Below are 19,700 nucleotides of genomic sequence, written 5' to 3'. Positions count from 1 at the left end.
ATGAGAAAATTACTCTTGGCCTTTGTAGGTATTACCGCTGTATGCAGTGTGTATGCGCAACAGGTAGATTTATCCAAGCATTTTAAAAGCATGAAGCCCCGTAATATTGGGCCTGCAGGAATGAGTGGTCGTGTTACTGCTATTGATGCAGTTTGGACCAATCCCAATATTATCTTTTTAGGCACAGCCAGTGGTGGTGTTTGGAAAACCGATAATGGAGGCGCTTCTTGGACACCCATTTTTGATGATCAACCCATACAAAATATTGGAGCCATTGCATTGGTACAATCTAATCCCAGCGTGGTTTGGGCCGGAACTGGTGAAGGAAATCCACGTAACTCTATCAGTTTAGGAGAAGGTATTTATAAAAGTTTAGATGGCGGAAAAACATGGAAGCGCATGGGTTTAGAAAAGACGCGCAATATTCACCGTATTATTATTGACCCAACCAATCCAGAAGTGGTATATGTGGGTGCAATGGGGAATCCATTTGCTGATCATACGGAAAGAGGGGTATATAAAACCACTGATGGAGGCGATACTTGGAAACAAATATTATATACCAATCAAAACAGTGGAGTGGGCGATATGGTTATGGACCCAGCCAATCCCAATAAATTGTTCGTGAATATGTACGAACACAAAAGAACACCTTGGAGTTTAAAAGGTGGTGGAAGTGGAAGTGGTTTTTACATGACTATGGATGGTGGTAAATCATTTACCAAATTAGGTAAAGCAAATGGTTTGCCCGATGGGGATTATGGCCGCATTGGAATCAGCATAGCCCGTACCGATCCCAACCGTGTATATGCATTGGTGGAAGCCACTAAGAATGGTTTATATAAATCTGATGATGGTGGTTTTAAATGGGAGCTCGTAAACAGTGATCCTTCCGTAGTAACCAATCGCGCCTTTTATTTTCAGGATATAGCTGTAGATACCAAAAATGAAAATAGAATTTACAATATCAATCAAGTCATTAATGTAAGTGATGATGCAGGAAAAACATGGAAGCCGGTGATTCCTTATAGTGGTATACATCCCGATCACCATGCATGGTGGATTCACCCTTATGATGCCAATTTTATTATTGATGGAAACGATGGTGGTATTGGTATTACACGTGATCGTGGTAAAACTTGGCAGTTCGATGAAAAATTACCATTGGGACAATACTATCATATAAATGTAGACAATCAAATTCCTTATAATGTAATGGGTGGTTTGCAAGACAATGGTAGTTGGCATGGTCCAGCATATGTATGGAGAAGATCAGGAATCAGAAATGCATTTTGGCAGGGAGTAAGTGGTGGAGATGGATTTGATGTAATGCCCGATGCAGAAGATCCAAATTGGGTGTACACCATGAGCCAAGGCGGAAATGTATCACGTTATAATATTGCCACAGGAGAACAATGGAGCATACGTCCTCCTAGACCAAGCAAAACAGTTAAGCAACGTTTTAACTGGAATGCAGCCATTGCACAAGATCCATTTGACAAAGCCACTATTTATTACGGAAGTCAGTTTGTAAATAAGAGTACCAATAAAGGCGCAGCTTGGGAACAAATTTCAGGAGACCTTACTACCAATGATTCAGCTAAGATTGACCAAAGTAGCAATGGGGGTATTTCTGTAGACATCACTGGTGCAGAAAATCATTGTACTATTTTAACTATTGAACCTTCTCCAAAAGAGCAGGGGGTTATTTGGGTAGGTACCGATGATGGTAATGTGCAGTTAACCAGAGATGGTGGAAAAACATGGACCAACTTCAGGGGGAAATTACCCGGAATGCCGTTGGGTGCTTGGGTTCCACAAATCAAAGCCTCTAAGCACAATGGAGGAGAAGCTTTTGTAATAGTGAACGATTATAGAAGAGGTGAAATGCGTCCATTTGTTTATAGAACTGCTGATTACGGAAAAACTTGGACACGCATGGTAGACGAGAAAAAAGTAGTGGGTTATGCGTTGTGTGTGATTCAGGATCCAGTAGAACCCAATTTAATTTTTGTTGGAACAGAGCAAGGATTATTTATCAGCTTAGACAATGGCGTTAATTTTCAGCAATTTAAAAATGGATATCCTTCTGTGTCTACTTATGATATGGCCATTCAAGAAAGAGAAGCCGATTTAGTGATTGCAACATTTGGTCGTGCATTATGGATACTAGATGATATTCGTCCTCTTCGCAAGTTAGCGGCCAATAAGGGACAAGTTTTTGCTAAGAAATTAACATCATTTGATGCACCACAGGCTTATCAAGCAAAAATGAAAAATGCTTCTGGCATAGAATACAGTACTTATGGAACCTATGAAGGGGAGAATAAAAGAACAGGTGCACCTTTAACATTCTTCGTTAATAAAACAGCAGCAGATACCGGAAAGAATAGAATTTCAGATACTTTGCAAATTGCCATTTACGATGCCAATGGGGTGAATGTAAGAAACCTAAGAACCAAAGCAGATACTGGCTTCAATAAATATTATTGGGGAATGGAGGGTCGCGGTATTCGCCAAGCAGGTGGCGGTGGAAGAGGCGGCGGCGGTGGTCGCTTTGGTGGAGCAGGTGGTGGATCTGCAGAACCTGGAGGCCTACCAGTAAATCCAGGAACTTATAAAGTGGTTATGAGTTTAGGTAGAGATTTAAAAGACAGTACTATGGTAGTAGTGAATGACGATCCGAATGCACCAACACCATTGGCTGTTAGAAATGCCATTCGTGCTGCTAATGCAAGAATGGAAAAATCTATTGTAAAATTAACTGCCTTAAATGATCGCTTAACCGAAGTAGATGAGATCATGAAAAAAGTAGAAGCAGGTTATGCCAGCATGGATCGCAAAGCAGCAGATACCATTCGTAAAGCGGCTAAGCCTGTTGCAGATGCATTAAAACAAATCCGTGAAATGCTGAATGGCAAACCCCAATTGAAGCAAGGGTATGGCAATATTCCTCAAGAAACGGTGAATGGTATTTTAGGCGAAGCTCGTCAGGTAGTGATGGGAAAAACCACCATGCCAGGCGACCAAGAAAATCGCATCATGGGCTATGCAGAAGAAGCAGTGAATGGCGTAATAGTAAAAGCCAATGCTTTATTTGAAGGTAGCTGGAAACAATACCGCGCATTAGCAGAAGCTGCGCCATTAAAGTTCTTTAAGGACTATAAGCCCTTGGAATAATCAATTGATTTTCGGACTCAGTTTCGATTAACTATAAACCCCCACTGCTTTAATTAGGAGTGGGGGTTTTTTGCGGCTAAAGCCAATTAAAAATGTTAACATATCAGGCAACGCCATGGATAGCTTCAGACTCTGTGTTTAAACAACAAACATTTTTCAACCAAAACTACTCTACATGAAAAAGTTATTGACGCTTTTTATAATGGTGGCTTTTGTGGCCATTGCTTGTTCTAAATCAGAATCAGGCACAACAACTCCAACCCCTGGTACAGGTGGTACTACACTCAACTGTTCTACCATTGATAGCAGGTTTACTGCAGTGGTTTTCCCTATCATTCAAAATAGCTGTGGCGCAGTGGGTTGCCATAATACAGGAAGTGTGAATGGTCCTGGGCCTTTAACCAATTACGATCAAGTTAAAGCTGCTGCTGCTCAAATTAAAAGTTCTGTTGAGTCTGGTACCATGCCTAAAAATGGCTCTTTAACTACTGCGCAAAAGAATGCTATTTCATGTTGGGTAGCTTCAGGGGCCCTAAATAACTAAGGAATATGAAACGCCTACTATTCGTTTTAGTAATGGTTGCGGTGGCTCAATTGCATGCGCAAGAGCGACTGCTTTGTAGAAATGCTTCTGTGAAATTTTTTTCTAAAATGCCTTTAGAAAATATTGAAGCGGTGAATAATCAAGGCCTTTCGGTAATTGATTTAGCATCGGGCAAAATTGAATTTAGTGTTTTATTAAAAGGATTCATTTTCCCCAATGCATTAATGCAAGAGCATTTTAATGAAAATTATGTAGAGAGTAGCAAATATCCTCGTGCTCAATTTAAAGGGGTAATTCAATCTATTCCTGTAATTGATTTAACTAAAAATGCAGACTATAACTTAACTGTAAATGGGACGATGCAGCTTCACGGGCAATCAAAGGAAATCAGCACTATGGCTCAGCTTCATGTAAAAGAGGGTAAAGTAACGGGTGAGTCTATATTTGATTTAGTGTTAGAAGATTATGCTATACAAATACCCAAGTTGGTCAAAGATAAAATTGCCCAAAAAATCAGCATAAACGTTAAAGCGATCTATCAAATTCAAAAACCTAATTTATGATTCGGACACCATTCGCCATACTATGCTTCATTAGCCTATTCAGTTTTCCTGTTTTTGCACAGGATAATTTATTGAAGGAGCTAGAAAATGAACAAAAGGGGAACAATAAAATAACCGGTGCATTCAAATCTTCTAGAGTAATCAATGGCCACTCTATGGAAATGTTGGGCGCAGGCATGTTAGATTTTAGAATTCTACATCGTTTTGGTCCAGTGAAACAAGGGATTGGCGATTTATTTGGGCTAGATCAAGCCAGTATGCGTATGGGTTTTGATTTTGGATTGAGTAATAATTTAACCATTGGCTTTGGTAGAACCAGTTTCAAAAAAGAATACGATGCTTTTATTAAATACCGTTTAATTCACCAAGAACAAAGAGGTACGCCTGTTTCTTTAATAGCGGTTGCAGGTACTTCTATTTTTACATATAAAAGTCCTGACCCGTTGAAGCCCTTGACTTTTACTGATAGAACAGGTTATTATGCACAATTGATTATTGGTAGAAAATTCAATGAATCATTTTCTTTGCAATTAAGTCCCACTTTAGTGTACAGGAATATGATTGATCCTGCAGACAAAAAAACGATTTACGCATTGGGTATTGGTGCAAGGCATAAGATTTCGAAGCGTGTTGCTTTTGTGGTAGATTATTCTTTGGTTGCCAATGGATTGCCCATGTCTGTAGGTACTAACCCACTCTCAATTGGTGTAGATATTGAAACAGGTGGGCATGTATTTCAATTGCATTTTTCTAATTCAACAGGAATGAATGAACGCTCTTTTATTACAGAAACTACCAATAGTTGGTCTAAAGGTGAATTTCAATTTGGCTTTAACTTGTCAAGAATCTTTTCACTTAAAAAGTAATTCGCGAAAGGAAATTAATTCTATTTCCAAACACTATCGAATGCAGTGTAGCCTTTTAGAATAAATGAAAATTTTGCGCCATTGTTGTCTACAAACTTTCCTTTCTTCGTGTAGATGGCAATGGCACCCCCAAACCCTGTGGTAGAGCTGTATTGAAATGGAGGTCTGAATACTTTAATCATAGCAATATCTCTAGGGAACACCATGGTTTGTTCTCCGGGCATTACTTCAAATTCATCAATAAAAATAGTGCAGAGTTCCTCTCTCCATTTAAATACCTCATTGTTGGCCGAGTCAATGGCCACATTTAATCCGGGCACTTTTTGTTGTAAATACCAAGCCAATGATTGCGATTGGGCCAATTCATCATTTCCTAATCCATCAAAAATATATGCGTTATCATTTTTAAATAATCCACTGGTATAAGACTCTGCGTACTCTTGCACTTTTGTTTTTGCTTTAGCGTATACCGTTACATTGGGAAGGTCGCCACCCAATTCTGGATCATCTAAAGAAAGACTATAATCAATTTTTTTATCAATGAACTCGCCTGGTTTTCCTACACTAAAAAAAGCCGTTTGAATGGCAGCAGGCTCAAATGCAGAATCAACAGGTGTTTTAAGTAGAATAGCTAAATAATTTTTCTTGGGCTTTTGTATGGGAGAAAAATAAAAGGAAGCAGTGTCTTGGAACAACATGGGCTTCATTGTAAAAAATCCTTTTGCATCAACTTTTACTCGGTCAACCATCATTTGCTTAGTACTGGTTCGCATCATATAATTGATGACTGTGTCTTTTTTATCACGCTCAAGTACTTGGCCTTGCATTCTATAAAAGCCTGATTGAATTAAACAACTAATGGCATAATTACCACTAGGAATCTGCTCACTAATTTTTAATGCTGCATTCACTTCTCCTTCAATCATGGGATAGCGAAACTTCCATCTTTGTTTGGTACCCAAGTGGTCTATCCAAATATGCGCCGTTGCAGATTTTAATTTCTTATTTATATAATTGGGATAATACACGCGAAGCTCTAATGAATCACCTTGTAAATAAACCGGCTTTGATAAACGAATAGCAATAGAATCGTTTTCATTTTGTGCATAAGCCGTAGATAGCCCCAATGCCAATATTCCTGCAATACCCGCGGAAATTAATTTATTCAACATACCACTATTATATAGCTTCTAAAACTTATGATGCTTTTCTAGGTGTTACAGAAAAGCCACCACCTTTTTTAGACGAAGAGAAGTTTTTGTTGTTCATTGCGCCTGGCGCTTTATTCATCATACTTGAAGGTCCTGCAGACTTAGATACCATGCCCGATGCAGGAGTTGCTTTCTTTGTATTCTTTCTGGTTGATTTAGCTTTTCCCATATATTTTATATTTTAATAAAGTTAACTTGTTTTAATGTAAAGCAATTTGTTAAAATAGTACAATCGGTACTAAATAAATGCAATTGCTTACCTTGCACTAAATTTTTTTATGAGCCAGTTGAGTCATTTAGCAGAAACCTTAATAGGAAGTGAAATTGTAAAGTTGGGAAATGCCATCAACGAGAGAATTAGAAATGGAGAGACCATTTATAATTATACCATTGGCGATTTTAATCCTAGTGAATTCCCTATTCCTGCTGAATTAGAGCAACTGATTATAGAAGCATATCAACAAAAGAAGACCAGCTACCCAGCAGCAGAAGGTATTTTAGATTTGCGTAAAGCCATCAGTGGATTTATACAAGATTGGGAAGGCCTTAGCTTTACACCAGCTGAAATTCAAGTGGCTTCAGGTGGTAGACCACTCATTTATGCATTGTTTAAAGTAATTGTAGACAAAGGAGATAAAGTTATTTACGGGGTACCTTCTTGGAATAACAATCACTATGTTCATTTAACCGATGGAGAACATTGTGAAGTGACTTGTTTGCCTGAAAATGATTTCATGCCAACTGTGGCAGATATTCAACCACATATTAAAGGCGCTACCTTAATTTGTTTGTGTACACCGCAGAATCCTACCGGCACCACTTTAAGCAAAAATGCATTAGCAGAAATTTGCGAATTAATTCTTGCAGAAAATGCAACCAGAACGCCCGATCAAAAGAAATTGTATTTAATGTTCGATCAAATGTATTGGACACTTACTTATGGCAATACAGTGCATTACAATCCATTAACATTGAATCCTGCTATGAAACCTTATACCATTTTTATAGATGGTATTTCAAAGGTTTTTTCTGCAACAGGAGTTAGAGTGGGATGGGCATTGGGTCCAGAGAATGTGATTGCAAAAATGAAAGCTATTTTAAGTCATTTAGGGGCATGGGCGCCCATGGCCGAGCAACACGCTGTGGCCCATTATTTACCTATGAAAGAAGCCATTGGTAATTACCTTACTCATTTTAAATCGGAAGTTGAATATCGATTAAGAACTATATACAATGGTATTAGTGCATTAAAGCAAAAAGGATATCAGGTAGATGCAATTGCACCACAAGCTGCAATCTACTTAACCATACAAATTAATTTAAGGGGGAGCAAAACTGCCGAGGGAAATGTATTGGCTACACAGTCTGATGTTACCACTTATATTTTAAGCGAAGCCAAAATAGCCATTGTGCCATTCTCAGCATTTGGTGCGGGGGCAGATAGTAGTTGGTACAGATTGAGTGTAGGAACTTGTAAGAAAGCAGACATTCCAACTATGTTGCAACAATTGGAAACTGCATTGAGCAAACTTGCTTAAAACTCGTTACTGGCAATTAACAATCAATATTGAGGAGAACCTCCATCTAGTTTTTATTGCAAATAAAGATAAAAGCCTTGTTTGGTTTGTCTTGCAATATTTGTTTTACCAAATGCGTTTTGGTAACAATCTTATGTTTATTAATGTCTATGATTTCATTTGCAACACAAAATGCCGCCCAGTTTTCAACAGGGCCTAGCACTTTATTTAATTCAGCAACAACTGCAGCAGCCTGTGCTTCTGACAAGAATTCTTGTTTAGTTAAAACCAATAGATCTCTGTTCATGGTAAACAAATTCAGTGTTTAGGGCAGCCACAAAATTTGGTTTTATTCGATTTTTGAAAAACACCACATGATGTAGATGCCAGCATGATAACTAACACTAAAAGAATAATTTGGTTTATTTTCATTTTCATATACTCAACTAAAGTAATAAAATAGCTTCATTAATTCAACAAAAGCAACTTTGAAAAATCAATTTAACATTTCTACGGTTTTAATTGCACCACTAGACTGGGGGCTGGGTCATGCTACCCGCTGTATCCCTATTATCAAGGCTTTCAGGCAGTTGAACATCAAAGTGATATTGGCTGCTGAAGGGCATCAAGCTGCACTATTGTTGAAAGAATTTCCCGATTTAACTATTTTGCCTTTAACGGGCTATCGGGTACACTACGCAAAGTCGCGCCTATTACTTTTGTTTAGTTTGATACTTCAAATACCCAAGTTGTATAAAACAATCAAAGCCGAAGAAGTTTGGTTAAAAAAAGTGGTAGAAGAAAATCAAATTGATTTGATTGTTTCCGATAATCGATTTGGATTGCATCATCCTTCTGTTCCTTGTATATTTATAACGCACCAGTTAATTATTAAAGCACCTTATCAATGGGTAGAATACATTTTCAGACGTATTAATTATTATTTTATCAATCAATTTACTGCCTGTTGGGTACCCGATATGATGGCCAATCCTGGTTTGGCAGGAAAGCTTTCCCACCCAGCTACAATGCCCAAAGTGCCCGTATTGTATATGAAATTGTTGTCGAGGTTTACCAGAGTATCATGTGCAACCAAATATACATTTGCTGTAGTATTGTCTGGGCCAGAGCCACAAAGAACCATACTCGAAAATAAAATACTGATTGACCTTGAAGCATTCACTAAGCCAGTGGTTTTTATTAGGGGGTTACCTTTAGAATCAACGCCATTAGAAGTGCCTTCACATATAACCGTGTTCAATCATTTAGATACCAATGAATTGGCGCTTGAATTACAACAAGCGGATTATATTATTTGCAGAGGTGGGTATACATCATTAATGGAGTTACTTTCTATTGATAAAAAATTAATTGTAGTACCTACACCTGGTCAAACTGAGCAAGAGTATTTAAGTGAATTGTTGATGCAAACAAAACGACTTATGCGCGTTACGCAGTCTGAATTTAGTTTGGATGATACTTATGCAAAAGCACAAAGTTTCACGTATAGTAAAATGAATATTGATCAGTTTGATGTAGAGCAACTTAAAGCATTATTGCTAAATTTGCCTAAATGAGCCAGTCTTACAAAGCATATACTGCCGCCCTTGTTGCAAACTTAATTTTTGGCAGTAGTTATGCGGCGGTAAAATTCATTACTCCGGGTTTTATTCATCCCTTTGCTTTAAACTTTGTTAGAGTTGCAGTAACGCTTTCATTATTCTGGATCCTATTTTTATTTAAGCCTGGTAAAGTAAAATTTGACAGAAAAGATTTGCCCCGATTTTTGATTTGTGCGCTTACAGGTATTGTGATTAATCAGTTGTTTTTTATTAAAGGCGTATCATTAACCACCGTAATACATAGTTCCTTGTTATCATTGGGTTCGCCTATTTTCATTACCATCATTGCAGCATGGTTATTAAAGGAAGGTTTTACTATATTAAAAGCCATTGGCCTGGCTTGTGGAGTAGGAGGAGCAAGTATTTTAATTTTAATGAAAGACCAATCAGGAGCAGCAAGCAATATGGTTCTAGGTGACATATTAGTATTAACCAATGCCATTTCTTATGCTTTTTATTTGGTACTAGTAAGACCCTTGATGGCAAAGTATTCAGGCATACAAGTGTTGCGTTGGATTTTTACATTAGGCGCTATTGGCATATTGCCTATTGGGCTTCCTTATATGTTAAGTACCAATTGGAATAGTTTTGATATTGCTCATTGGACGGTACTGGCTTATGTAGCCGTCTTTTCAACATTTGTAGCGTATTTGCTAACTGTTCAAAGTATTCAATTAATTGGCTCTTCGGCAACAGGTGCATTTATTTACACGCAGCCTGTATTTGCAGCCATTTTTGCCATGCTATTCACTGGTGAATATTTCACGCTATATAAGTTGGTAGCAGCTATACTTATATTTACTGGCGTGTATTTAGTTAATAGCAAGAAACTAATTAAACCTGCTTAGGCCATTCTACCAATAAGATTTCTTTTTTGGCAGTAGCCCAGTTTTTCCAACTAGTTGTGTGGATGGAAATGGCAAAAACAGCACAGGTGGGCATATCATCAATTTGTGTAGCTGTTAGTTGGTTTACAAAATCAGTAATGCCTGGGTTGTGAGCAAAAATAGCAGCCGTATTTATTTCATCCCGAATTTGAACAATCGCTTTTGCAAATCTTTCTGGAGGCGCATGGTATAAAAAATCGTGTTGTACAATATCAGTAGTTGCAATTCCATTTTCAGTAGCAAAATAAGTGGCCGTAGTTAACGCTCTTACTGCATTACTACTAATGATTAAATCAATAGTAATTCCGCGCTCTAATACTCTTTTGGCCATGATGGGCGCATCTTTATGACCGCGTTCATTTAATGGTCTATCAAAATCGGCTTGGCCAGGATTTGCCCAGCTACTCTTGGCATGTCTTACGAGTAATAATTGCTTCATGATGAAAAGTTAGCTCATTTGAATTGTACATTTGTGCTGTGGCAGTATCCAAGTTATTAATTGACGATTTTATACAATTAAGCAAGCAATACCCTGTTTTTGATGTCAGAAGCGAGGGAGAATACTTACATGCACATATACCCGGGGCCCACAGCTTACCCTTATTTAATAATGAAGAGAGAAAAGTAGTAGGAACTGCTTACAAACAAGAGAGCAAGCAAAAAGCCATCAAAATTGGACTTAAGTATTTTGGCGTGAAGATGGTTAAAATGGTGGATGCTGTTGAAAAACTAACGGAACATACAACAACCAAAACCGTACTGGTACATTGTTGGCGAGGGGGTATGAGAAGTGCAGGTGTTGCTTGGTTATTAGATCTCTATGGCTTTAAGGTTTACACACTAGTAGGTGGATACAAAACATACCGTAATTGGGTACTCAAACAATTTGACTTGACTTATCCCATTCAAATTATTGGAGGCTATACGGGCAGTGGCAAAACGGAAGTACTACAAGAGCTTGGAACAAGAGGGGAACAAATTATTGATTTGGAGGGATTGGCACACCATAAGGGGTCTGCATTTGGCGCTTTAGGGCAACCCCCACAACCCAGCCAAGAAATGTTCGAAAATATATTGGCTGCTGAATTAAGTACTAAAGCTCCTTTGCTAGAAACAGGAAAAGTGATTTGGCTTGAAGACGAAAGCCAGCGCATTGGAGAAGTCAATATTCCCACAATATTTTTTAAGCAAATGCGGGCAAATAACGTGTTGTTCTTAGATATCCCATTTGATGAACGACTCCAATATATTTTACAAGGCTATGGAAAGTTTGGTAAAGAACATTTAGTGAATGCAGTTATAAGAATTAAAAAGCGTTTAGGTGGATTAGAAACCAAAACAGCCATTAACTGTTTAATTGAAGACGATATAATGGGATGCTTTGCCATTTTATTAAAATACTATGACAAGGGATACTATGCTGGATCTCAAAAGCGTGAAAACCCAGAACAACTCATTCAAAAAATTCCTTGCGATAGAGTAGATGCTAAAACCAACGCAATCAAACTTTTGCAGTAGTTATTCAACACTGTGGTAAGGTTTAAAAATTAATCATCCATTTATACAAAGTAAGACCACTCATCCAACTCATTACAATCACTACCATCCAGCCTGCAATACTTAACCATAAAGGATGTTGATAGGTTTTCACTAAATGTTTCTTGGTTGCTGCCAATAAAATAATTGCCAAAGCAATTGGAAGTATTAACCCATTAAGTGCGCCTACTGTAACCAATATTTTTACAGGGTTTCCAATGAATTGATAAGCAAGTGTACTAGCTATAATAAAAAAACTAATGATCCATTTTTCATTTTTTTCTAACCAAGGATGAAATGTTTTGATAAACGACACAGAGGTATAAGCAGCTCCTACTACAGAAGTAATAGCAGCAGCCCACATGACCACACCAAAAAAACGAAAACCCAAATTGCCAGCTGCTAATTGAAACACAGAAGCGGGTGGATTTGTAGCATCAATTACCAATCCCTGATTAATTACCCCCAATACACACAGAAATAACAAGAAGCGCATGATAGAGGTAATCACAATTCCGGATATGGCGCTTTTATTCACTTGCGGTAAAGCGGCTTCACCCTTTATTCCTGCATCTAATAAGCGATGTCCTCCAGCAAAACTGATATAACCACCAACGGTTCCACCAACCAATGTTACAATGGCCAATGCTGAAAATTGTTCAGGAACAAAACTGCGATACACGGCTAAACCAATAGGAGGTGCTGCTTTAAAAACAATATACAAAGTGAGTACAATCATTAGTAAGCCTAAAATTTTCGTAAATCCATCAATGGCTTTGCCTACTTCTTTATACCAAAAAATAAATAAAGCAACCATGCAACTAATGATGCTACCATAAGTTGGATCTAGGCCTGTCATAACTTGCAACCCCAATCCACTCCCACCAATATTGCCAATATTAAATGCGAAACCCCCTAACACAATAAGCGCTGCTAAAAAATATCCCATGCCGGGCAAGAGTTCATTGGCAATTAATTGTGCCCTTTTTTCGGTAACAGCAATCACTCGCCAGATATTCATTTGTGCCCCAATATCTAACAAAACCGAAATCAAAATGACAAAGCCAAAGCTGGCTGTTAGCTGTTGGGTAAATACCGTTGTTTGGGTAAGAAAACCTGGGCCAATGGCCGAAGTAGCCATTAAAAAAGCTGCACCTAATATGGCAGATTTCTTCAAAGTTTGTTGGGGGCTTTGCTTGTGCATTTGATTATTGAACAGGTTTAATCAAAATATTGTTTTCACGCAAAGCTGTATAAATACTGGTTGCAAAAGAAATAGCATGGTCTCCATCTCCGTGTATGCAAATGGTTTCAGCTAAAATTGGTACCACTGTTTGGTCTGTTGCAATTACTCTTTTAAGTTGAATCATATTTAATACTTGTGCTAAAGATTCTTCACTTGTATGAATCATTGCATTGGGTTGAGACCTTGGCGTTAAATGACCTTCTGGGTTATAGGTTCTATCTGCAAAAACCTCAGACGCTGTTTTAATGTTCAATGCCCATGCTTCAGCAATCATATAACTATTGCTTAATCCATACAAGATTAATTGCGGATCCAATTCTTTTATTACGCCAGCAATGATATAACTTATGGTTGCGTTTTTGGCTGCCATATTGTATAAAGCACCATGTGGTTTAACATGATGCAGTTTGGCGCCCATTGCTTTACAAGTATCTTGCATCAAGGCAATTTGTTCTGCCACTAAATCATATAATTCACAATCGGATAGTTGCATTTCTGTTCTACCAAAATTGGCTTTATCATTAAATCCTGGATGCGCCCCAATGGCAACTCCATTTTCTAAACAAAGTTCAATTGTATTTTTAATAGTGTCTTTATCCCCTGCATGATATCCACATGCAATATTGGCACTGCTAATGAATTTCATGAGCGCAGTATCATTGGCAAAGCCTTCTCCTAAATCACAATTAATGTCGATGGTATGCATTGAGTTGTAAGGTACAGGCATTCTTTAATTGTTGCAAATATTGCGCTTGTCTGTTGTTTATTTTTTCTGCAGTTTCCATATTCACTGGAATTAGCCGGATGATTGAGCCTGGTGATTGTTGAACCAATGTAGGAATATCCGATTGAATAATATGGCCAATTCTAGGATAGCCCCCCGAAGTTTGGTGATCGGCTAATAAAACAATGCATTGACCATTGGGTAGTAATTGGATGGTTCCATTAGTTACCCCACTTGAAATTAACTCCATTTGTTTTTTGCATTTTAATACAGGTCCTTTTAAACGATAACCCATTCGGTCACTATCTGCAAGAATGGTAAACTGCGCATTGGTCATGAATTGTTGTGAAAATGTATTCAATTGTGAAAATTCATTTCCAGGCAAATACCTTAATGATTGTGATTGATACAATCCCTTAGTATCGGCCATCCAGGGGAGAACCTGCAATTGACTCTGTTTGTTTTCTTGCAGTGCTGTTGCTTTAAAATGTATTTCGTCGTCTTTAATTAATACACGTCCCTCAACGCCTCCCGCACCTGCGCGAGTATTGGTGCTATAGCTATTCATCCATTCATTCAGCTCTAATCCACCCTGAATAGCCAAATAAGCAATATGTCCGGATATTTTTTTAGTAAAACTCAACACCGCATTTTCCGGAACAAAAATGGGGTGATTTATGGGGATTGGAATCTCATTGATGGTGGCACCAAAATCGGCACCACTCAATGCTATAAAACCAGATGCGTTAAAACGGATTACCGGTGCAGGATAAAAAAATTCTATCACCGCTTCGTCAGATTTATTTTGAATTAGCACATTTGCTATTTGCATAGCCAATGCATCCATTGCACCATTCGGATTTATTCCAAGGTGTTGAAATCCTTTACGGCCGACGTCTTGCACCGTAGTAAATAATCCCGCTTTAATAATAGTAATACTCATAAGCTTAAGCGGCATTGAATTGATGAAATTGTTCAAGCGATATGGCTTCAAATTTTACCTTATTCCCTGGTTTAAATAAGCAAGGTTCTTCTTTAGAAATATCAAATATTTTCAAAGGGGTTTGGCCAATTAATTGCCATCCTCCTGGTGCTTCTAATGGATAAATGCCTGTTTGTTCTCCCGCAATACCTATACTTCCAGCCGCGACTAATTTTCTGGGGTTGGCTTTTCTTGGCATTTGTATTTTTTTATTTACTGAAGCCATATAAGCAAAGCCAGGTAAGAATCCCAGCATATATACAGTATAAATTTCGCTGGTATGTAATGCAATGAGTTCTTCAATGGAGCATCCTGTTAATTGTGTTGCTTCTACTAAATCAGGTGCCAAGGACAAATCATAGCATACTGGAATAATTAATGGTACTGTATTTTGGATGGTTTCTCTTGGGGCCACAGCCAAGCTTGCTAATTTTTTCTTCAACCATTCAAAAGGCGAGCCACCCATTGCTTGTTTTCGAATTATTGTTGAATTATATATTAACGTTAAACTGCAATAAGCAGGAATTATATCGGTTACGCCTTCTATGGGATGCAATTGTAAAAAATGAAAAGAATGCATTACCTGATTGTTTGCTTCCTCCGAAATGGATGCAGACCATTCAATGGTGATGGCTTGGTCTCCCAATGCATAGATATGTGCAATCGTTTTTTTCACTAGATAAAGTTACTCAATTAATGCCCCGCGTTCATACAATTGATTTTATATTCAAGCCGTTCTTCTTTATCTTTCCAATCAACAATCAACTGTATGAAAAAAATAATTTCACTTTTTACACTTGCTGCCTTAATGGTGGGGCAAGTGAATGCCCAATTGAACCCAAAATGGTTGAGGTATTCTAATATTTCACCAGATGGTAAAACAGTCGTGTTTACTTACAAAGGAGATTTGTACACGGTATCATCTGCCGGAGGAAATGCAACTGCATTAACCATGCATGAAGCACACGATTTTATGCCTGTTTGGAGCAAAGACGGTAAAACCATTGCATTTGCCAGTGATAGATACGGCAATTTTGATGTATTCACTATACCTGTATCGGGAGGCGAAGCCAAAAGAGTCACTTTTCATTCGGCTGCAGAGTATCCCTATGATTTTTCAGCAGATAACCAGAAAATTATTTTTGGATCTGCCAGAATGGACTTGGCCAGCAATAGACAGTTTCCTACGGGATCTATGCCTGAGCTCTATAGTGTGAGTGTAAACGGAGGTAGGCCCACTCAATTATTAACCACTCCTGCAGAAGAAGTAAAGTTCAGCAAGGATGGAAATAAAATGATTTATCAGGATAAAAAAGGAGGAGAAAATACTTGGAGGAAACACCATACTTCTTCTATTGCCAGAGATATTTGGGTTTATGATATTAAAACAGATAAGCATACAAAGCTGACCAATTTTAATGGAGAAGATCGCAATCCAGTTTTTGCCAATGCAGAAAAAGAGTTGATCTATTTAAGTGAAGAAAGCGGCAGTTTTAATATTCACAAAATGCCAGTTGCAGGGGGCAAGAGTGAAAAATTAACTTCTTTCAAAAAGCATCCAGTACGTTTTTTAAGTACATCAGCAGATGGTACGCTTTGCTTTAGCTATGATGGTGAATTGTATACTATGAAAGCAGGCGGTAACCCACAAAAATTAACTGTGAATATTTTAGCAGATGCACGCAAGAACGATGAGCAAGTAATGCGCGTGAGCAGTGGAAGTAATATTGCTGTTTCGCCGAACGGAAAAGAAGTTGCATTCTTATACAGAGGAGATGTTTTTGTTAGTAGCGTAGATGGAGGGGTAACCAAAAGAATTACAGCAACCCCAACACAAGAATTGGGTATTGGATTTTCACCTGATGGAAAATCAATTATATATACAGCAGAGCGTAATAACAAATGGAGCATTTTTGAAAGCACCAAACTCCGCGCAGACGAGCCTTATTTTTATGCGTCAACCTTAATTAAAGAAACACCCCTTTTAGATAATGGAAACGATAATACCCAACCATTGTATTCTCCAGATGGAAAGGAAATTGCATTTGTAGAGAACAGAAACAATGTACGTATTTACAATATTGCCACCAAGCAAAGCAGAACAATATTGGGTTCTGAACAAATCTTCGCTTGGACAGAGAACGACCAATATTTTCAATGGAGCCCAGACAGTAAGTGGTTGTTATTTGATTATGCGGTGGTAGGAAGTGCGGTTGGAGAAGTAGGATTAGCAAGTGTAGATGGAAAGAAAATCATGAATATTACAGAGAGCGGGTTTAATGATTATCGCCCTAAATGGGTAATGGGTGGTAAAGCCATGTTATGGCAAAGTAATAGAGATGGATTAAGAGGGGCTGCTATGAGCGGAGGCGCACAAAGCGATGCTTACTTAATGTTCTTTACTCAGGCTGCAATGGATCGATTTAAATTGACCAAAGAAGAATTGGCATTGGTAAAAGAAATGGAAGAACAAAAAGCCAAAGCAGATACCAGTAAAAAGAAAACTACTACTGTAGAACCAGTAGAGATAGAATGGGAAGGATTAACACAGCGAAGAGCAAGAGCAACCATACATTCTTCGGGCATGGGTGATGCATTGGTAAGTAAAGATGGAGAAACCCTCTATTATCTTGCTCGTTTTGAGAGAGGCATGAATTTGTGGACGACCAACTTAAGAACCAAGGAAACTAAAATGCTAGTTCCATTAAATGCCAATGGAGCCAGTATGGTTTGGGACAAGGACCAGAAAAATATTTTCATCAGCAGCGATGGCAGCATTACCAAATTAGATGTAGCCAGCAGTAAGCAAGATCGTATTGCCATTAATGGTGAAATGGCGATAAATATGCGCGAAGAAAGAGCAGCAATGTTTGAGCATGTATGGAGAAGAACCAAGAAAACTTTTTACAATAAAACTTTTCACGGTATTAATTGGGATAGTTATAAAACCGATTACGAAAAATACCTTCCATCTATTGGCAACAATTATGAGTTCAGTGAAATGCTGAGTGAGCTATTGGGAGAATTAAATGTGAGCCATAGTGGAGCTGCATTTGGTAGCTTCAATGCCAATGGAGATGCAACGGCATCGTTGGGTGCATTTTATGATGCTTTATACACTGGTGCCGGTGTTAAAATTGAAGAAGTAGTGTTAGGTGGTCCTTTAGATAAAGCAGGACTTAATGTAAAAGCTGGAGCCATCATTGAAATGATTGATGGGGCAATGGTTACAGCGGATAAAGACTTAGCACAATACCTTAATAGAAAAGCAGGAAAAACAGTATTGCTTTCTTTAAATGAAAATGGTGTTAAAAGAGAAATCACCGTTAAAGCCATTAGTACAGGAGAAGAAAATGGATTATTGTACAAGCGTTGGGTAAAAAGAAACGCGGATGAAGTAGAACGACTGAGTGGTGGTGCACTGGGTTATGTACATATCCCTGGCATGAGCGATGGTACATTTAGATCTACTTATGAAGACATCATGGGTAAGCACTTTTTAAAGAAAGGCGTAGTGGTAGATACCCGTAACAACGGAGGGGGAGACTTAGTAGCAGACCTAGCTGTTTTCTTGAGTGGTAAACAATTCATGAACTATACCAATGATGTAAGAAGCAATGGATTTGAACCCAATTTCCGTTGGACCAAGCCAAGTATTTCATTGGCCAATGAAGCTAACTACAGTGATGGACATTGCTATGCATTTATGGTACAAGAATTAAATGTAAACAAGTTGGTGGGAACACAGGTTCCAGGTACTTGTTCATTTGCAGCATGGGAAAGTTTAATGGATTCAGGCATCCGTTGGGGTGCACCAACTGTAGGAGTAAAAACCAATGCAGGCAAGTATTTAGAAAATGAAGCTACCGATCCAGATTTCTTAGTGTTCAACGAATACGAAGTAGTGAAGAAAGGAGTAGATCAACAACTAGAAGTGGCTGTGAAGGAATTGATGAAGACGATTAAGTAAAAACAAAAATAGTATTTAGTAAAAAGGCCTCGAAATTTTCGGGGCCTTTTTTTATTTACAGTCAACTTTTTTCAGGACTAGTCATTGTTAATTCTGACTATTCAGTTGCTTAGGAACATGCCACCAAGTATTAGTATTGTCATTAAAAAGCAATAGCCCTTTTCGTCTTATTTTGATTTTCTCGTTGTTAAATAGTCGATAATTAAAAAGGCTATCAACAAAGGAAACGCTTACATTTAAGGCGGTATTCTTAACTCCTAATGAAGAAAAATATTTTTCAGTTTGCAGAGGCTTTCGTATTAAGTAGGTACTATTAATCTCGTACTTTATAATTTTTAAAAATAAACTACGTATAGGACTATTTAAGCTTAATGATAACAAAGAATCACATCTGGTATACCTAAAATAAATATCAGCAACATTCACTTCTTTTACAAATTCTTTGATCGTCAGTCCTGTAGAAACGATTAAACCTTTTCCTTTAAAAGAATAAAGTGTATCGTTTATAAAAATCACACATTTATAATTTTTCAAGTCAAGCTCTGTTTCAAAATTTAATTTAATGCTTGAGCCTTTATTAACTGTGTCCAAGTCCTGATTAACCTTTAAAGGTATATCCCTACTTTGTATTGAACTATTCAATACAACTTTTTTCCCTTTAGTTTGAGCCCATCTGCCAGAAGAATATTCGTTGACATGATAGGCATTATAGTTGTAATCAAATGTAGAGTCAGCGTTAAATTGAAAAAAATCAGGATTTGACTTTGAAGTATATTTTCCAACAACTTTAATGTTAGCGGAACATCCACAAAGTAAAACTGCCGTATAGATAATTGTAATTACTTTCATGGC

Annotated in this window: 18 protein-coding genes; 9 read left to right on the top strand and 9 right to left on the bottom strand. The window is 37.8% G+C overall.

Features of this window, described 5'->3' with window-relative positions:
- From Q8S25_RS11755 to Q8S25_RS11740, 4 genes are all read left to right on the top strand, one after another.
- Positions 1 to 3,180, top strand: coding sequence for a hypothetical protein (locus Q8S25_RS11755; protein ID WP_305537964.1), 3,180 nt, complete (start codon positions 1 to 3; stop codon positions 3,178 to 3,180).
- Positions 3,181 to 3,355: 175 nt separating this feature from the next.
- Positions 3,356 to 3,724: a hypothetical protein gene (locus Q8S25_RS11750; protein WP_305537962.1), complete on the top strand. Its 369-nt coding sequence runs from the start codon at positions 3,356 to 3,358 to the stop codon at positions 3,722 to 3,724.
- A gap of 5 nt (positions 3,725 to 3,729) precedes the next feature.
- A complete protein-coding gene (locus Q8S25_RS11745) occupies positions 3,730 to 4,287 on the top strand; it encodes a YceI family protein (RefSeq protein ID WP_305537960.1) in 558 nt (185 codons plus the stop codon).
- Positions 4,284 to 5,153, top strand: a complete 870-nt coding sequence (locus tag Q8S25_RS11740; protein WP_305537958.1) for a DUF5777 family beta-barrel protein — start codon at positions 4,284 to 4,286, stop codon at positions 5,151 to 5,153. Before Q8S25_RS11745 ends, Q8S25_RS11740 begins: the two co-directional genes overlap by 4 nt.
- A 20-nt stretch (positions 5,154 to 5,173) precedes the next feature.
- Here Q8S25_RS11740 and Q8S25_RS11735 read toward each other — a convergent pair whose 3' ends face one another.
- On the bottom strand, positions 5,174 to 6,325 hold the full coding sequence (locus Q8S25_RS11735) for a hypothetical protein (protein WP_305537956.1): 1,152 nt from the start codon (positions 6,323 to 6,325) through the stop codon (positions 5,174 to 5,176).
- A gap of 25 nt (positions 6,326 to 6,350) precedes the next feature.
- Positions 6,351 to 6,533: a hypothetical protein gene (locus tag Q8S25_RS11730; RefSeq protein ID WP_305537954.1), complete on the bottom strand. Its 183-nt coding sequence runs from the start codon at positions 6,531 to 6,533 to the stop codon at positions 6,351 to 6,353.
- Between the two features lie 109 nt (positions 6,534 to 6,642).
- Between Q8S25_RS11730 and Q8S25_RS11725 the strand changes: the two genes are divergently transcribed.
- Complete coding sequence (locus Q8S25_RS11725) at positions 6,643 to 7,902, top strand: pyridoxal phosphate-dependent aminotransferase (RefSeq protein ID WP_305537953.1); 1,260 nt, start codon at positions 6,643 to 6,645, stop codon at positions 7,900 to 7,902.
- A gap of 46 nt (positions 7,903 to 7,948) precedes the next feature.
- Here Q8S25_RS11725 and Q8S25_RS11720 read toward each other — a convergent pair whose 3' ends face one another.
- On the bottom strand, positions 7,949 to 8,188 hold the full coding sequence (locus Q8S25_RS11720) for a hypothetical protein (protein WP_305537951.1): 240 nt from the start codon (positions 8,186 to 8,188) through the stop codon (positions 7,949 to 7,951).
- 181 nt (positions 8,189 to 8,369) lie between these two features.
- Here Q8S25_RS11720 and Q8S25_RS11715 point away from each other — a divergent pair, with 181 nt between their 5' ends.
- Both Q8S25_RS11715 and Q8S25_RS11710 read left to right on the top strand, forming a co-directional pair.
- Positions 8,370 to 9,458: a glycosyltransferase gene (locus Q8S25_RS11715; protein WP_305537949.1), complete on the top strand. Its 1,089-nt coding sequence runs from the start codon at positions 8,370 to 8,372 to the stop codon at positions 9,456 to 9,458.
- Positions 9,455 to 10,351, top strand: coding sequence for a DMT family transporter (locus Q8S25_RS11710; RefSeq protein WP_305537947.1), 897 nt, complete (start codon positions 9,455 to 9,457; stop codon positions 10,349 to 10,351). The genes Q8S25_RS11715 and Q8S25_RS11710 overlap by 4 nt, the downstream gene beginning before the upstream one ends.
- Here Q8S25_RS11710 and Q8S25_RS11705 read toward each other — a convergent pair.
- A complete protein-coding gene (locus tag Q8S25_RS11705) occupies positions 10,338 to 10,829 on the bottom strand; it encodes a histidine phosphatase family protein (protein WP_305537945.1) in 492 nt (163 codons plus the stop codon). The genes Q8S25_RS11710 and Q8S25_RS11705 overlap by 14 nt on opposite strands.
- A 38-nt stretch (positions 10,830 to 10,867) precedes the next feature.
- Here Q8S25_RS11705 and mnmH point away from each other — a divergent pair, with 38 nt between their 5' ends.
- Positions 10,868 to 11,908 carry a tRNA 2-selenouridine(34) synthase MnmH gene (gene mnmH / locus Q8S25_RS11700; RefSeq protein ID WP_305537943.1) on the top strand — a complete coding sequence of 347 codons (1,041 nt, stop codon included), beginning with the start codon at positions 10,868 to 10,870 and terminating at the stop codon, positions 11,906 to 11,908.
- Between the two features lie 22 nt (positions 11,909 to 11,930).
- Here mnmH and Q8S25_RS11695 read toward each other — a convergent pair whose 3' ends face one another.
- The 4 genes from Q8S25_RS11695 to pxpB are packed head-to-tail and all read right to left on the bottom strand — an operon-like array spanning position 11,931 to position 15,554.
- Positions 11,931 to 13,130 (bottom strand): NRAMP family divalent metal transporter, encoded by a 1,200-nt coding sequence (locus tag Q8S25_RS11695; RefSeq protein WP_305537941.1) that lies wholly within the window; start codon positions 13,128 to 13,130, stop codon positions 11,931 to 11,933.
- A gap of 4 nt (positions 13,131 to 13,134) precedes the next feature.
- On the bottom strand, positions 13,135 to 13,899 hold the full coding sequence (locus tag Q8S25_RS11690) for a 5-oxoprolinase subunit PxpA (RefSeq protein ID WP_305537939.1): 765 nt from the start codon (positions 13,897 to 13,899) through the stop codon (positions 13,135 to 13,137).
- Positions 13,859 to 14,839: a biotin-dependent carboxyltransferase family protein gene (locus Q8S25_RS11685; protein ID WP_305537937.1), complete on the bottom strand. Its 981-nt coding sequence runs from the start codon at positions 14,837 to 14,839 to the stop codon at positions 13,859 to 13,861. The genes Q8S25_RS11690 and Q8S25_RS11685 overlap by 41 nt, the downstream gene beginning before the upstream one ends.
- Positions 14,840 to 14,843: 4 nt before the next feature.
- The gene (pxpB, locus tag Q8S25_RS11680; RefSeq protein WP_305537935.1) at positions 14,844 to 15,554 is read right to left on the bottom strand and encodes a 5-oxoprolinase subunit PxpB; all 711 of its coding nucleotides are present in this window, start codon (positions 15,552 to 15,554) and stop codon (positions 14,844 to 14,846) included.
- Between the two features lie 93 nt (positions 15,555 to 15,647).
- Here pxpB and Q8S25_RS11675 point away from each other — a divergent pair, with 93 nt between their 5' ends.
- Positions 15,648 to 18,848 carry a S41 family peptidase gene (locus Q8S25_RS11675; RefSeq protein WP_305537933.1) on the top strand — a complete coding sequence of 1,067 codons (3,201 nt, stop codon included), beginning with the start codon at positions 15,648 to 15,650 and terminating at the stop codon, positions 18,846 to 18,848.
- A gap of 87 nt (positions 18,849 to 18,935) precedes the next feature.
- Here the strand turns inward: Q8S25_RS11675 and Q8S25_RS11670 are convergent, their stop codons facing one another.
- Complete coding sequence (locus Q8S25_RS11670) at positions 18,936 to 19,697, bottom strand: hypothetical protein (protein WP_305537931.1); 762 nt, start codon at positions 19,695 to 19,697, stop codon at positions 18,936 to 18,938.
- Positions 19,698 to 19,700 lie beyond the last annotated feature (3 nt).

The organism is Sediminibacterium sp., from assembly GCF_030695065.1.
In the GTDB taxonomy this organism is placed as follows: Bacteria; Bacteroidota; Bacteroidia; order Chitinophagales; family Chitinophagaceae; genus Sediminibacterium.
This window is presented reverse-complemented; position numbering and strand designations above follow the sequence as displayed.